The organism is Chryseobacterium bernardetii (genome assembly GCF_003815975.1).
In the GTDB taxonomy this organism is placed as follows: domain Bacteria; phylum Bacteroidota; class Bacteroidia; order Flavobacteriales; family Weeksellaceae; genus Chryseobacterium; species Chryseobacterium bernardetii.
Genome location: NZ_CP033932.1, coordinates 1,959,662 through 1,973,593 on the forward strand (window position 1 = coordinate 1,959,662; position 13,932 = coordinate 1,973,593).

The following is a 13,932-nucleotide window of genomic DNA, read 5'->3' on the forward strand; positions in this document are numbered from 1 at the left end:
AATGTTGAAGCCTTTTGTGTAAAAAAATAAAGACAATGTCAGAAGATAACGAAGATTTTTTAGACGAAGAATTATTGGAATCCAACAGTATTGATAATATCGATATTGATGAGGAAAATAAAGGTTTATATGAACATCTTAATATTATTGTTGATCCCAAGCAAGATCCGCTAAGAATAGATAAGTTCCTTTTAATACACCGCCAGAATTCTTCAAGGAATAAAATTTCTCAGACCTGCAGGGCGGGGAACGTTATAGTGAACGGAGCTCCCGTAAAGCAGAATTACCGGGTGAAACCCGGAGATCAGATCTCTGTATTATTAACGCGTCCGCCAAGAGAAAATGTAATTGTTCCACAGGATATTCCTGTGAATATCGTTTATGAGGATGATGATCTGGTAGTGGTAGATAAAGAACCCGGAATGGTGGTTCACCCGGGACATGGCAATTGGGATGGCACATTGGTGAATGCTTTGGCTTATCATTTTGAAAAAAATGGCGAAAAGTCTGATCTAGACAGGGTAGGGCTTGTTCACAGAATTGATAAGGATACTTCCGGATTACTGGTAATTGCTAAAAATGAATATGCTTTAAGCTTTTTGGCAAAACAGTTTTTCAACAGAACTACAAAAAGGTTGTATTGGGCGTTTGTATGGGGTAATCCTCAGGAAGACGAAGGTACTATCAGAGGGCATATCGGCAGACATCCTAAAAACCGAATGCAAATGTCTGTCTATGAGGATGGAAGCCAGGGGAAACACGCAGTTACTCACTACAAGGTTTTAGAAAGATTCAAATATATGACTTGGGTTGAATGTAAGCTTGAAACGGGTAGAACGCATCAGATCAGAGCCCATTTCAAACATATAGGGCATACATTGTTCAATGATGAGCGCTATGAAGGGCATACACCGTTAAGAGGAGTGAATCTTCCAAAATACAAACAATTTATTAAAAATGTTTTTGAAATTCTTCCCAGACATGCACTGCATGCACACACCCTTGGGTTTATACACCCAACAACAAAAAAGGAATTATATTTTGAAAGCCCAATGCCCAAAGATATGGCGGATGCCGTAAAAAAATGGAGAAATTATTTGGAAAACTAAAAATATATTGAGATTTTTTTTATATTTGTTGAATTGAAATCAAGATTTGTTATGAGAAAACTATATGCTATCGTATGTTTAGCTCTTTTGTCAAATGCATACAAAGCACAAGAATCACTACCATATTATCAACAGTATCTTTTGGATGGTGATTTCCTGTTCAACCCAGCTCAGTACGGTAAAACAGACTACGTACAGCTCAATGCGATTTATCAAAAGCAATTTTCAAAATTCAGCGAATCCCCAAATGTACAATCGGTGGGAATCAATGCAAACATTTTCGATAGAGTAGGTGCCGGTCTTACCGTATTCAGAGATAGCAACGGTGCTGAATCTGCAGGAGGCGTTACAGCGGGTGCTTCATATTTTATTCCTCTAAGTAGCGAAGGAGATAGAAAAGATCAGTTCTCATTCGGTACAAGTGTTAGTTTATACAACAGAAATTTTGATTATACAAAAATCAACGTTGAAGAACAGGGAGATCCTTTGGTAAAAGGTGATCAGCAGAATATTTTCATGGCTTATGCCAACTTTGGTTTAGCAGCTACTTACAGAAACCTTTTTGGAGGTGTTTCAGTAAATGATATTGCATTAGGTAATGATAAACCCATTGTAAACGGATGGGAGCCTTCTCCAATTAAGTTTTTCTTAAACTTAGGGTATAACTGGCATATTGCTGACAATATCACGTTAACTCCGGCTGCCATGATTAACCTGAACACAAACTCAACAAGGGTAATGGATTATAACTTAATGGGGACTTTCTCCAATGAAGTGAATGCATTCTCTGTAGGGGTAAGTTATAGAGCTGCTCAGAACAGATTCGACAGCCAGCAATTGGAAATTGCTCCGATTGTTAAAGTAAGATTCAATAAATTTATGATTGGAGCTACTTACAACCTTGGATTATCTGATATTCAGCAATACGGAGGAAACAGTTTCATGATCGGACTGGGTTATAATTTTGATAACTTTATTAATGTTCGAGGATATAGATATTAATCAATTTAATTTAAATAAATTTGAGCTCTGAATTTTTCAGAGCTTTTTTTATGATATATATTCACATTCCGTTCTGTAAACAAAAATGCAGTTATTGTAATTTCCATTTTTCAACATCCCTTAATTTTAAGGAGGAGATGCTTCGTGCTATGAAAACTGAAATACAGCTTAGAAAAGATGAGTTGCAGAAAAGAAGCCTGAAGTCTCTGTATTTTGGAGGTGGAACTCCCTCTATTCTTTCTGTAGATGAAATTAATTCTTTAATTGATGAAGTTCTGCACCATTTCAGTTTTGAAAAAGATATTGAGATCACATTGGAAGCCAATCCTGATGATCTTGATAAGAATTTCTTAAAGCAGCTGGCAGGAACACCGGTTAACCGACTGTCAATTGGAACACAAAGCTTTTTTGAAGAAGATCTTAAACTGATGAATCGTGCCCACACAGCTTCCGAAGCAGAAGGTTCCATTAAAAGAGCTCAGGATTTCGGATTTGAAAACCTGAGTATAGATCTTATTTATGGCTCACCTACCTCTAATCTGGAGATATGGAAAGAGAATTTGCATAAAACTATTGCTCTGGAAATCCCTCATATTTCCTCTTATGCTCTAACCGTTGAACCTAAGACAGCTCTTGATAACTGGATATCAAAAGGGAAAGTTAAAAGTCCGAAAGAAGAAGAACAGAACAGAGAGTTTTATTATCTGTCTGACTTCTTAAAGGATCATGGTTTTGAACATTATGAGATTTCCAATTTTGCTAAACCTGGCTTTTATTCCAGACATAATTCATCTTATTGGAAGTATCAGGAATATTTAGGAATAGGCCCTTCAGCACATTCTTATAACGGATTTGATGTAAGAAGCTGGAATGTGGCCAACAATCAGCAATATATCAAAAAGCTCAGTACAAAACTTTTAGCCAAGGAAGAAGAAATTCTGTCCAAGGGAGATCAGTTTAATGAGATGATTATGATCGGATTGAGAACTATCTGGGGCGTAGACCTGGAAAGTTTAAAGGAAAAATTTGATGATCGTTTTCTGGAACATTTTCAGCAGGAAATTAAACAGAAAATGGAGGAAGGTATTTTGATTATTGAAAAAGATCATCTGAAAATTCCGGAAAAGCATTGGTTTATGGCTGATGGAATTGCTTCTGATTTGTTTATGGTTTAATGTTTATACTGTATATTTGGAGTGGATAACTTCAAATAAAAACTAAACTTAAACCATGAAAAAAAACTTATTTCTCTTTTTTCTCTTTTTTCTCTTTTTCAGTGGGTTCTATTTTTCACAAAAACCAATATTTGTAAAAGCGAAGGTAGTTGCTGTAAATGTTTACAGAACTTCAGCAGAGCTTCAGAATACAGTGAATGTTACTCTGCCGGCAGGAACTTCAGAAGTTGTGGTAAGCAATATTTCAGATGAGATTATTGAAAAATCAGTCCAGATCAACACTAACAATAAAAATATCTCCATTCTTTCTGCACAGTATAGGGATAGCTATAATTCTAGCTATTTTGAAAGTAATAATCCTAATGGTAAGAAAATTAAAGACAGTATTGCAATTCTGGAAAATCTTACAACAAAAATTGATATTGAACGAAAAACCAATGATAAGACTCTTGAGTTATTAGATAAAAATCAAGCTCTTTTAGTAGGAAGTAATACCTCCAGTGTAGCTCAGCTTATGCAGTTGACTGACTATTATAAATCTAAGAGAAACGAAATCAGTATTGCTCAGCTGGATATTAATAAAAAATATACTGAAGCCACATTAAAATTGGAAAGACTGAAAAGCAGGCTTAAAGCAAATACAGATGCTGAAGAGTCTCTTTCGGATGGTGTTCTTGTTTTGAAAGTTGCTAATAGTTCTCCAGGAAATACTAAAATGGATATAGGATATTTAGCAGAAAATGTTTTCTGGGAACCTTTTTATGAAGTAAAAGGAATGAAGCTCACCGAACCTTTAGATGTGACTTTTAAAGCAAAAGTAAGACAAGATACGGGGCTTGACTGGAAAGGTGTGAAGCTTTCCCTTATTAATGCAAGATCTTCCAGAAGTAATGCTGCACCATTAATGAATCCTTGGTTTCTGAATTCGTATAAAAATGAGGAGAAAGTGAATCGTGGCTATTCTAAAAGTGACAGTATGATGAAAGACATACAGATAGAAGAAGTGGTTATGGTAGGTTATGGATTTAAGATCAATGAAAATCAGTTGAATACTAGTTTCGATGTGGATATTCCATATGATATTTCGTCTAATAATGAAGATCATTTTATTAATCTGAAACAAATTAAAATACCAGCAGACTATAAATATTATACTGTACCAAAATATGATAAAACGGCCTTTCTTATTGCAGAAATTAAAGATTTTAGCAAATATGATCTGATTTCCGGTTCTGCAAATGTAATCTTTGAAAATATGTATGTTGGCGAAACCAGAATCAACCCAAATCTCACGGATGATAAAATGAGTATCACACTGGGGGATGACAAAAAAATAAGCATTAAGAAAGAAATTGTAAATGACAAAGCCAGTGAGAAATTGTTTTCTTCTTACCAGGAAAAAACATTTACTTATGATCTTCTCATCAGGAATAATAAAAAAGAAACAATCAATATTGATATTAAAGATCAGATTCCTTTGAGTAAAGACGAATCTGTAAAAATTGAGCTTCTTCAAAGTGATAATGCAGACTTTGATAAGGAAAAGGGATTCTTAACATGGACAGCTAAAATATCTCCATCTGAAACGAAAAAAATCAGAGTCAGTTATAAAGTAAGATTCCCGAAGGATTTTTCAATCAGTAATCTTAATTAAGTAACAGATTATTCACTATTTTTGTATAAAATTTCAGCTCATTTGAAAACTAAAAAACAAGATTATTCGCATCTTTCACCCAGCCAGCCTATCGGTATTTTTGATAGCGGCGTAGGAGGTCTTACTGTTGCAAAAGAAATCAAAAGGCTCCTGCCTAATGAAGACCTGATCTATTTTGGAGATACCAAACACCTTCCTTATGGTGAAAAGTCAAAAGAAGCGATTATAGAATATTCTACAAAGATTACCAACTTCCTGCTGGAGCAGAACTGCAAAGCTATCGTGATTGCCTGTAATACGGCAACGGCCAATGCTTTGAATGAAGTGATGCAGTCGGTAGCAGGGAAAGTTCCTGTCATAGACGTTATTAATCCTGTAGCAGAAAAAGTAGCTTATGAGATCCATAATAATGTGGGAGTTATTGCAACCAAAGCTACCGTGAATTCGGGATTGTATAAAAAGAGTATCAGGAAGCACAATAAATGGATTAAGGTAGATGAATTAGCTACTCCTTTACTAGTTCCGGCCATTGAAGAAGGTTTTAAGAACCATCCGATTACCCATGCTATTATTTACAATTATTTGAGCAATAACAAATTAAAGAATATTGAAACCTTAATTCTGGGCTGTACGCATTATCCGCTTTTAATTGATGAGATCAAGCAGTATTACGGGAATAGGGTTCGTGTTATTGATTCCCCTAATATCGTAGCAAATCATCTGAAGATTATCCTTGATAAATACAATCTTCTGAATGATAATAATGCCAAACCAAACTATCACTTTTACCTTTCGGATATCACCAAGAACTTTGAAAAGATCTCCAAGAAATTCTTTGGGAAAACGATTGATTTAGAATTGAAAGTATTATAAATAAAAAGTCTGCCTCATCTGGAAGCAGACTTTTTTCTTTTTGTCATTGCGAGCGTAGCGAAACAATCTCAATTGCACTATGTTGGAAAATACTAAGGTGCAAATAATGTAATAGCCAGTATTTTTAAGGCGTTAGGATCTAATCTTCGATAAAACTTATTCTGAATATTTTTCTCGCAGATTTCACGAATTACGCAGATTTTTTTTCCATTATGATCTGCTCTTTCTGCATAATCTAGGAGAGAATTAACTGTATTTCTTGTGAAGAATATTTATGAAATCTGCGTTAAAATTATGCTTCCAGGATTATTTTTTCAGCATTCAATCTTTTCTTTGGGTTGAACTTAGGCTGATTGGCATCTGTTTCATCTCTTTCCCCGATTGCTACGGCAAAAAGTGTTTCATATTTTTCATTATTCAGAATAGCATCGTAACCTTCCGGCTCAATTCCTTCCATTGGAGTTGAATCTATTCCCATGGTGGCACAGGCGGATAAAAATACCCCTAAGGACAAATATACCTGATGCCCCAACCAGGCTTTTATAGCCTCTTCTCCCTTAGGTTTTACCATAGTACGGTAATAATTAACAGCACCTTCCGGAAGATTTTCTTCAATTTGTTTTTCAAAATTGTTTAAATCTTTGATGACCTGGAAAACAATGATATAGCTGCTTTCCAAAACTTTTTCCTTATTAAAGTACGATTTATCGCCTAATTGTTTTTTCAGCTCTGTATCATTCACAAAGACGAAATTCCATGGCTGGCTGTTGATAGATGACGGACTGAGGTTTAAGATTTCTTTGAGCTCTTCAACTTGTTGTTCATCAATTTTTCCCTTTGGGTTATACTTTTTTACAGTATACCTGCTTTTCATTTTTTCTAAAAAGTTCATAATTATATACTATCATATTTATAGTTACAAAATTAATTTAAGTTTATTAACTTTGCAATAACGGTACAAAATGATAGTATAAAAATGTATACAATAGATAACAAATCTTACCCCTGCTGCACCAGTGTAACCATGAGGTTTATAGGCGGAAAATGGAAGGCTGTAATTTTACATCACCTGATTAATGGAGCGAAAAGGTATAATGAACTGAGAAAAGATATTCCGACTATTACTGAAAGAACACTGAGTCTTCAACTCAAACAGCTGGAGGAAGATAACATCATTGATAGAAAAGTATATACAGAAAAGCCACCTTTGATGGTAGAGTATACTTTAACGGATTTTGGAAAGACATTGCTGCCGGTTCTGGAAGCAATTACCCAATGGGGACAAAAGGCTCCGGCTAATTCAAAAAAAATAATCAAGAACTAAAGTTCCTGATTATCTTCTTTATTCGGATCAAAAAAACTGAAACTTACGTTTCCGTATTTTCTGGTATCTTTTAAATTAGGATGTTCCAGTTTCAAGCGGCTTTGATGTTCTACGATAAGAACCCCGTTTTCTTTCAGGAACTTGTTATTCAGAACTAAAGAAATCAGTTCATAGTATTTTTTCTCTTCCATTTCAAAGGGAGCATCAGAAAATACAATTTCGAAAGACTTCTTGTTTCTGAATTTCTTCAGCCAGTCAAATACATCCCCTCTTTGTACATTGATCTGAAGCGCCATGTCAAGCTCAGAGGCTGTCGAATTGATGAATGCAGTGTGCTTTGGGTTCATTTCTACAGAAGTGACATCCTGGCATCCTCTGGAAGCAAATTCCAATGAAATAGAACCGATTCCAGCGAAAAGATCCAATACAGAAATCGACTGCATATCATATTTGTTTTCCAAAATACTGAATAAAGCTTCCTTCGCAAAATCTGTGGTTGGTCTTACTTCAAAGTTCTTGGGAGCGGCAATTTTTTTGGCTTTCCACTTGCCTGATATTATTCTGAACATGTTGTATTAGGTTTAGGTAATAGATTATAGGTGGCAGGTGATGATTGTTTTTTACTCTCTGTGTCTGCAGCCTGTAATCTAATTAAGTATAAAATTCTTATTAGGAATATTGTCAAAAACAATCTTCAGGTTTTTCACAAACTTCTGAAGCTCGGAAATAAACGTTTCATTTTCTGTAGTTTCACCATAAGCATAAAAATTGGTCTCATTGATTCCGAAGCCTATTTTGCTTAGCGTGAACATGATGAAATAAAGGAAATCAACTTCAGAATTTACATCCAGGTTGTTGTAAAGGATGATTTTCTTATTATCAATGGCAAAAAATTCACACTGATTGTGGTAAAGATTGATATGGATCTCTTTATTGTTTTTATTGTTGATAGAGCTTAAAAACTTTTCCCCTGAAAAATTAAAATGAACCGGTATGGCCAGCTCTTTTATTTTCCTGTAGTAATTCTTTGGGAAAGTATAATAGAACTGAATATTGAATTTCTTGTTGATGGAAAGCATCAGCTCTTCTTTTTCCTTATCTGCAGGTGCATTGAAAGAGATCAGGTCAAAGCCTGCATCATGGTCAGAAAAGCCTTCCGGCATTAATGTAAAATGATTCAAAGCAGAAATCACCTGGATTTCATCATAGCGCTGTTTGATAAGAACCTCATCCAGCTTTTCCTCAATAAGGTTAGCGGGTGTTTCTTCGGTAACGAAATAAGATTTTTCCTCCAGAATGTTTTTGTTTTTCACAATCTGGTAGATCAATCCGTCTTTGGTAAAAAGTAAATTAAGTACGTTCATATTTCAATTCCTGCAAATTTAGTGAAATTCTACCATTACCGCACCCGATTGATGGTGAAGTATTTCCTTATTATAAAAATCAATATTAACCTGACTTTCCAAAACATCCCGAACCATACGCTGTAAGGTACCATCACCAATTCCGTGAACGATCTCGAGTCTCTTTAAATTGTTTTTTCTGCAAAACTCAATCACTTCAATCAGCTTTTCCTTTTGGATGAACAATCTTTCAAAGCTGTCATAGTCATTAGGATTTTTTACCAAATTATGAAAATGCAGGTCCAGAACCAAATGATTTTTCTGATGTTTTTTAGAAATGATCTTTTTAGGTTCGGCTTTTTTTACTATCCTGATATTTTCATAAAGCTCAGCATTCTTGGGAACCAGTTTTTCTTTAGGGTATTGATGGGTAAAGCCATATTCATCTTTAAAAACCACAATATTTCCCTTCACGAAAGTAATTACTCCGCTTAAATCTTCATCCACTACAGAAACTGTATCTCCAATTTTCATAAATTCTTAACCTACTTTGAATGAGTGCTTTTTAATTTTTAATAAATGATGCGGGTTTATTCTGAACCATAGATGGACTCTCAAATTCTACCATGCTCAAACCTTTAAACTCTCGGGCCCAACTCAATCACTTCCAGATCCTTTATCTCATCACCATCCACCACAAAACGCATCATTGTTCTCACCTTGTGCCAGCCTTGTTTTCCACATGCCCCCGGATTAAGGTGTAAAAGATTGTTCTTTTCATCATACATAGCTTTCAATATATGAGAATGTCCCGAAATAAATAATTTTGGAGCTTTTTGGGTAATTTCCTTTTTTGCTAATGGCGAATATTTTCCGGGATATCCACCGATATGGATCATTACAACTTCCAGTTTTTCGCAGAAAAAACGGTTGACCTCCGGAAATTCGGATTGTATTTTAGCGTTGTCAATATTTCCATAAACTCCTTTTAAAGGCTTTGTTTTTTCCAGCTGCTCAATAACATCCATGTTTCCAAAATCACCGCAATGCCAGATTTCATCAGCCTGGGATGCATATTCCAGAATTCTGTTATCAATATAAGAGTGAGAATCCGAGAGAAGAAGAATCTTTGTCATTATCTAACGGTTCTTTGGGTAATATTTTCGTCGTATTTTTCTTTGAATACAGCCACACGTTCAGGATTTAGTTCCCCATCCTGATTAATTACTCTTTCTTTTAAAAGCCATCTTACCAGTTTTTCCATTCCCTTTCTGGAATTCATAAAATTGGCGATTTTCCCTAAATCAGTAGATTCCACCTTAGTTTTCTCAGTCAGAAAGTTCAGGATAAAGTAATCATCAGTTACATATCTTGGTGTTTCATTATCCATATATCTATACATCAGTATTTCTTCATCATCCTTCATAGAAAAGAAAGAGTACTGCGTAACATTGATCTTTTCTGCTTTAAGAATTTGTTTTCCATCCAGAAGAACCTTGTCATCTTTAATGGTTACATCCTGTGAAAAATATAAATTACAGCTCACCATCAATATGAAGAAAGTGAAAAATCTGTTTACTGCCATTTTTAATGTTTTAGACTGCAAATATAAAGAAGCTTAGATAAAATTATTTTAGTCGAATCTTATAATTTCTGTAAATACAAATTGTGTCTTAATAAGAAATACTCTTGGTTTTTCGTATAGAATCCAGCTTTTTTTCAATGTCTGCACTGAAGACTTTTCTTAGCTTCAGCCCGCTTTCAGTAAGCCTTGAAATTACAAAAGTTCCGTCCATACTGTTATTGGAAGAAAATGAAATGGCAATAGTAGTGTCTGAAACCTTTTTCCAGTTTCCTATATACCTTTCCATCTTTGATACTTTTCCCGGAAAATCTTCCTTTGCATCATAACCATTGGCAGATTTGCTTAAGTTTCCAATGATTTTTCCGTTTTTACTGAATTTTAGGCCAGGGATTTTGGCGTTGAAAATATTCTGTTTTTCGTATGTGTAAATATAGTTGTCCAGCTTAATCAGTTTCCAGGTCTGTAAAAGAAAAGGATCTGAAGCTCTGTCCTGACTTTTCATAAAACCGGCTGCAAAGAAGAATAGCAGAAGAAAGGGAATCGACTTTTTCATATTTAAATGACTATAGTTAGAATGCAAAATTAAGCTTTTCAGTACAAGGCAGAAAGTTTTCCGTTCAATATAAAACTGGTCCATCAGGTCTTATGAATCGATATAAATTCTCATATTGAGACATTTTATCATTTTTCATTATTTTTTTATTTAATTCCTAAATCAAATTTTTCGAAAACATAAAAATTGATTCTTGAAATACAAAAAAGGAATCGAAATAATAGATGTATTCACGTTTTAGTGTATTAATTAAGTTGGGATATTTGTTTTAACTATTTGTGATTCAGTATTTTATATTGTTTAATTTAAGTATTTAAAATAATTTATTTGATAATAATAAAATATGTATATATTTGTCTTAATTTTTATTTAATCTAAACAAAAATAATAATGAGTGTCGGTTTATACTTATTGGAAAGCAAAGACTGGTATTATTTTGACCTTATACCAAAGTTTGATGAAGAGTTGTCAACGTTCATGAACAGTTGTTCTGAAAGTAAATTCATCCGAATTAATATTACAGGTAAAGAATCTTATTTAATTGTTCCTGTAAAGCATTTTTCTACTACCGGAATTCATCATCTGGGAAAAGAGATAGGATACAGAGAAAAGAAAATGGGTGAAGTGGTTAAGATGAGTGCAGAAGATGCTTATAAATTCCTTGCTTCCCTTGCTTATGGCGGAAATACAATCGTGGGCAGCCCGGAAGAAGCTTATGTACAATATTTTTCTGAAGAATTTGACGAGTATTTTGACAAAGAACATAAAATTAGAGAAAGTAGTCATTCTTTTACAGGCTCTGTTAAGGCAGGAAACATTTTTAGTTTTTTCGGATACGATAACGATCATCTATTGGAATTTATTTCGAAGAATATAGCATTAGAATCTGATTATGATAAGAAGGCAGCTATTATCCAATGGTTCTCAGAATATACCCATTCATTGCTGAAAACAGCAGTAGGAAAGTATATTGAGGAAGGGATCATTTATAACAGCAATATAGGGCATACATTTATCAAACAAAGTGCTGATAGAGTACATGTTAGTTTTGATGAATATATTCCCGATGGATCTGCTATCAGAAGGGAAAAAGCTGAAACATACATAAGAACCCACATTGTTTACTACAATTTGTATCCGGTTTTAAGGCATTTGGCTTATCTGGCTTCAATAGAGGAGGAAATTCTTTACCAGATTGTAGATACTGAAATTGATTCTTTAAGGGAAGTGTATGGTGAGGCCCTGAATTTTATTTATGAAACCATAGAGGCAAGGCTTTTCCTGAAACAGGCTCACGGTGTAAATGAAGATACGTGGAAAGAGTATATCAGGCAGCATAATTTCCTGATTAATCCTAAGCACTATTCTAAAAAGCTGATAAAGCCTGATTACGGGGAAATCCTTCACAAAAGATATTTCAATAACGGGACTTTAGAGATTACCCTGAGAGCTTTTAATCCGGAAACGGATATGGAATTCCTGCACGAATGGTCCAATATGGAATATGCTAAAAAGTACTGGGAAATGGATGTGGATAAACAGGAATTTGAAGAGGCTTACATCAAGCACATGGGCGTTGATTATTCTCATCCTTACATTGGCCTTCTGAATGGCAATCCTATTTTTACTTTAGAACTGTATTGGGCGGTAAAAGATGAAGTAGGTAAATACTATCGTTTTAAACCCGGAGATTACGGGTTTCATATGCTTATTGCTCCTGCTAAAGAAAAAATTCCACATTTCTCTACCTACGCATTGGCCATGTGTATGGAATACTTCTTCTCTTTTCCACAGCTGACAAGAATGATAGGTGAAGCTTCCGCCTCGCACAAAGGAACTCATAACCTTATTACGAAAGTAGGATGCGAGTTCAACAGATCATTGGCGCTTCCTTACAAAACATCCAACCTTACTTTCCTTAACCGTGAGAAGTTCTATGAAACAACGGAAGATATCTTCAAAGACTCGGTTCTGAAAATAAACATTACAACATAACAATACTTGAATACTGAAAAAGATAATTTATGAAATATGATATCATTGGTATAGGAATAGGACCATTCAATCTAAGTCTTGCGGCACTGCTGGAAGAACATAATCTGAAAACTATATTTTTTGACAAAGCACCAAGGTTTGAATGGCACAGCGGTTTAATGATAGACAGAACAACCCTTCAGGTTCCTTTCCTTGCAGATCTTGTAACGATTGTAAATCCTAAAAGTCCTTTTACTTATATCAATTATTTAAGAGAGAAAGGTAAGATTTTCCGTTTCTGTTTTAAGGAAAGCTTTTATGTCACCAGAATGGAATACAACCTTTACTGCAAATGGGTTGCCTCACAAATTGAAAGCCTGAATTTCAGCCACACCGTTACAGAAATAGATTATAATGAAATTCATGAATGCTACGAAGTTTCTGTTATTGATCTTATTAACTGTGAAAAGAAAGTATATCTCACTGATAAAATTGTCTTAGGAGTAGGTTCAATTCCTAATGTCCCTAAAGTAACAGAGCGCTTCTCTAAAGAACATATTTTCCATTCTTCTGAATATTTACACAGAAAACAGTATTTAAAGAAAGGCAGTACCATTACCGTATTAGGTTCCGGACAAAGTGGAGGTGAAGTATTTTTCGATCTTCTTTCCTCCAGGCCGGATTTAGATTTAAAGCTGAACTGGGTAACAGCGGCAGACCGGTTCTTCCCAATGGAAAATTCAAAATTTACGTATGAATTTACTTCCATGGATTATATTTCCTACTTCAACAGGCTTCCGTTATCAAAAAGAAGGGAAGTTATCAACAAACAGGACATTTTGTATAAAGGAATCAATGATGAACTGATAAGCACAATTTATGATGAGCTTTATCATCAGCAGATGAAAGAAGAACAGCCGCTTCCTGTAAAAATATTAACCAGTAGTTTGCTGGAAGATATGGAGTATGATGAAAATTATACCCTAAAGATGAGACATCTTGAAGAAGAGAAAACATTTTCAGTAGATACGGATTATCTTATTCTGGCAACAGGTTATCGTTATGAAGTTCCTCATTTTTTACAACCTATTGAAGACCGCCTGAACAAAAGCGAAAATGATGGAACCTTATTGTCCTCAGAAAACTATACGGTTGATATCAATGATAATGAAATATTCATGCAGAACGGCTGTGTAGATTCTCAGGGGATTATCACCTCAGATTTAGGAATGGGACCTTATAGAAATGCTACTATCATCAACAAAATAGTAGGCCACGAGTATTATCCGTTGGAAAAGAATATTGCATTCCAGCATTTTGGAGCATTAGAAACGATATAA

Annotated in this window: 15 protein-coding genes; 8 read left to right on the forward strand and 7 right to left on the reverse strand. The window is 34.6% G+C overall.

Features of this window, described 5'->3' with window-relative positions; translation table 11 throughout:
* The first annotated feature begins 35 nt into the window (after positions 1-35).
* The 5 genes from EG339_RS09000 to murI are packed head-to-tail and all read left to right on the forward strand — an operon-like array spanning position 36 to position 5,813.
* Entirely contained in the window at positions 36-1,109 is a 1,074-nt protein-coding gene (locus EG339_RS09000; RefSeq protein WP_123869891.1) for an RluA family pseudouridine synthase, read from the forward strand.
* A gap of 51 nt (positions 1,110-1,160) precedes the next feature.
* Entirely contained in the window at positions 1,161-2,111 is a 951-nt protein-coding gene (locus EG339_RS09005) for a PorP/SprF family type IX secretion system membrane protein (protein ID WP_123869892.1), read from the forward strand.
* A 50-nt stretch (positions 2,112-2,161) separates the two neighbouring features.
* The gene (gene hemW / locus EG339_RS09010; RefSeq protein ID WP_123869893.1) at positions 2,162-3,286 is read left to right on the forward strand and encodes a radical SAM family heme chaperone HemW; all 1,125 of its coding nucleotides are present in this window, start codon (positions 2,162-2,164) and stop codon (positions 3,284-3,286) included.
* Positions 3,287-3,341: 55 nt separating this feature from the next.
* On the forward strand, positions 3,342-4,940 hold the full coding sequence (locus EG339_RS09015; protein WP_123869894.1) for a DUF4139 domain-containing protein: 1,599 nt from the start codon (positions 3,342-3,344) through the stop codon (positions 4,938-4,940).
* A gap of 42 nt (positions 4,941-4,982) precedes the next feature.
* Complete coding sequence (gene murI / locus EG339_RS09020) at positions 4,983-5,813, forward strand: glutamate racemase (RefSeq protein ID WP_123869895.1); 831 nt, start codon at positions 4,983-4,985, stop codon at positions 5,811-5,813.
* Between the two features lie 292 nt (positions 5,814-6,105).
* On the opposite strand, the gene EG339_RS09025 is transcribed toward murI, so the two are convergent.
* Positions 6,106-6,705, reverse strand: coding sequence for a nitroreductase family protein (locus EG339_RS09025; protein WP_123869896.1), 600 nt, complete (start codon positions 6,703-6,705; stop codon positions 6,106-6,108).
* An 84-nt stretch (positions 6,706-6,789) separates the two neighbouring features.
* On the opposite strand from EG339_RS09025, the gene EG339_RS09030 reads away from it, so the two are divergent.
* Positions 6,790-7,137 carry a winged helix-turn-helix transcriptional regulator gene (locus EG339_RS09030; RefSeq protein WP_123869897.1) on the forward strand — a complete coding sequence of 116 codons (348 nt, stop codon included), beginning with the start codon at positions 6,790-6,792 and terminating at the stop codon, positions 7,135-7,137.
* Here EG339_RS09030 and EG339_RS09035 read toward each other — a convergent pair.
* From EG339_RS09035 to EG339_RS09060, 6 genes are all read right to left on the reverse strand, one after another.
* The gene (locus tag EG339_RS09035; RefSeq protein ID WP_123869898.1) at positions 7,134-7,706 is read right to left on the reverse strand and encodes an RsmD family RNA methyltransferase; all 573 of its coding nucleotides are present in this window, start codon (positions 7,704-7,706) and stop codon (positions 7,134-7,136) included. The genes EG339_RS09030 and EG339_RS09035 overlap by 4 nt on opposite strands.
* Positions 7,707-7,784: 78 nt before the next feature.
* The gene (locus EG339_RS09040; protein WP_123869899.1) at positions 7,785-8,501 is read right to left on the reverse strand and encodes a DUF3822 family protein; all 717 of its coding nucleotides are present in this window, start codon (positions 8,499-8,501) and stop codon (positions 7,785-7,787) included.
* An 18-nt stretch (positions 8,502-8,519) separates the two neighbouring features.
* Positions 8,520-9,014 (reverse strand): Smr/MutS family protein, encoded by a 495-nt coding sequence (locus tag EG339_RS09045; protein ID WP_123869900.1) that lies wholly within the window; start codon positions 9,012-9,014, stop codon positions 8,520-8,522.
* A 104-nt stretch (positions 9,015-9,118) separates the two neighbouring features.
* Positions 9,119-9,616 carry a metallophosphoesterase family protein gene (locus tag EG339_RS09050; protein ID WP_123869901.1) on the reverse strand — a complete coding sequence of 166 codons (498 nt, stop codon included), beginning with the start codon at positions 9,614-9,616 and terminating at the stop codon, positions 9,119-9,121.
* The gene (locus EG339_RS09055) at positions 9,616-10,065 is read right to left on the reverse strand and encodes a hypothetical protein (RefSeq protein ID WP_123869902.1); all 450 of its coding nucleotides are present in this window, start codon (positions 10,063-10,065) and stop codon (positions 9,616-9,618) included. Before EG339_RS09055 ends, EG339_RS09050 begins: the two co-directional genes overlap by 1 nt.
* Positions 10,066-10,153: 88 nt before the next feature.
* Positions 10,154-10,618, reverse strand: coding sequence for a hypothetical protein (locus EG339_RS09060; RefSeq protein WP_123869903.1), 465 nt, complete (start codon positions 10,616-10,618; stop codon positions 10,154-10,156).
* A 390-nt stretch (positions 10,619-11,008) separates the two neighbouring features.
* On the opposite strand from EG339_RS09060, the gene EG339_RS09065 reads away from it, so the two are divergent.
* Entirely contained in the window at positions 11,009-12,613 is a 1,605-nt protein-coding gene (locus EG339_RS09065) for a GNAT family N-acetyltransferase (protein WP_123869904.1), read from the forward strand.
* Positions 12,614-12,642: 29 nt separating this feature from the next.
* Entirely contained in the window at positions 12,643-13,932 is a 1,290-nt protein-coding gene (locus EG339_RS09070; RefSeq protein ID WP_123869905.1) for a lysine N(6)-hydroxylase/L-ornithine N(5)-oxygenase family protein, read from the forward strand.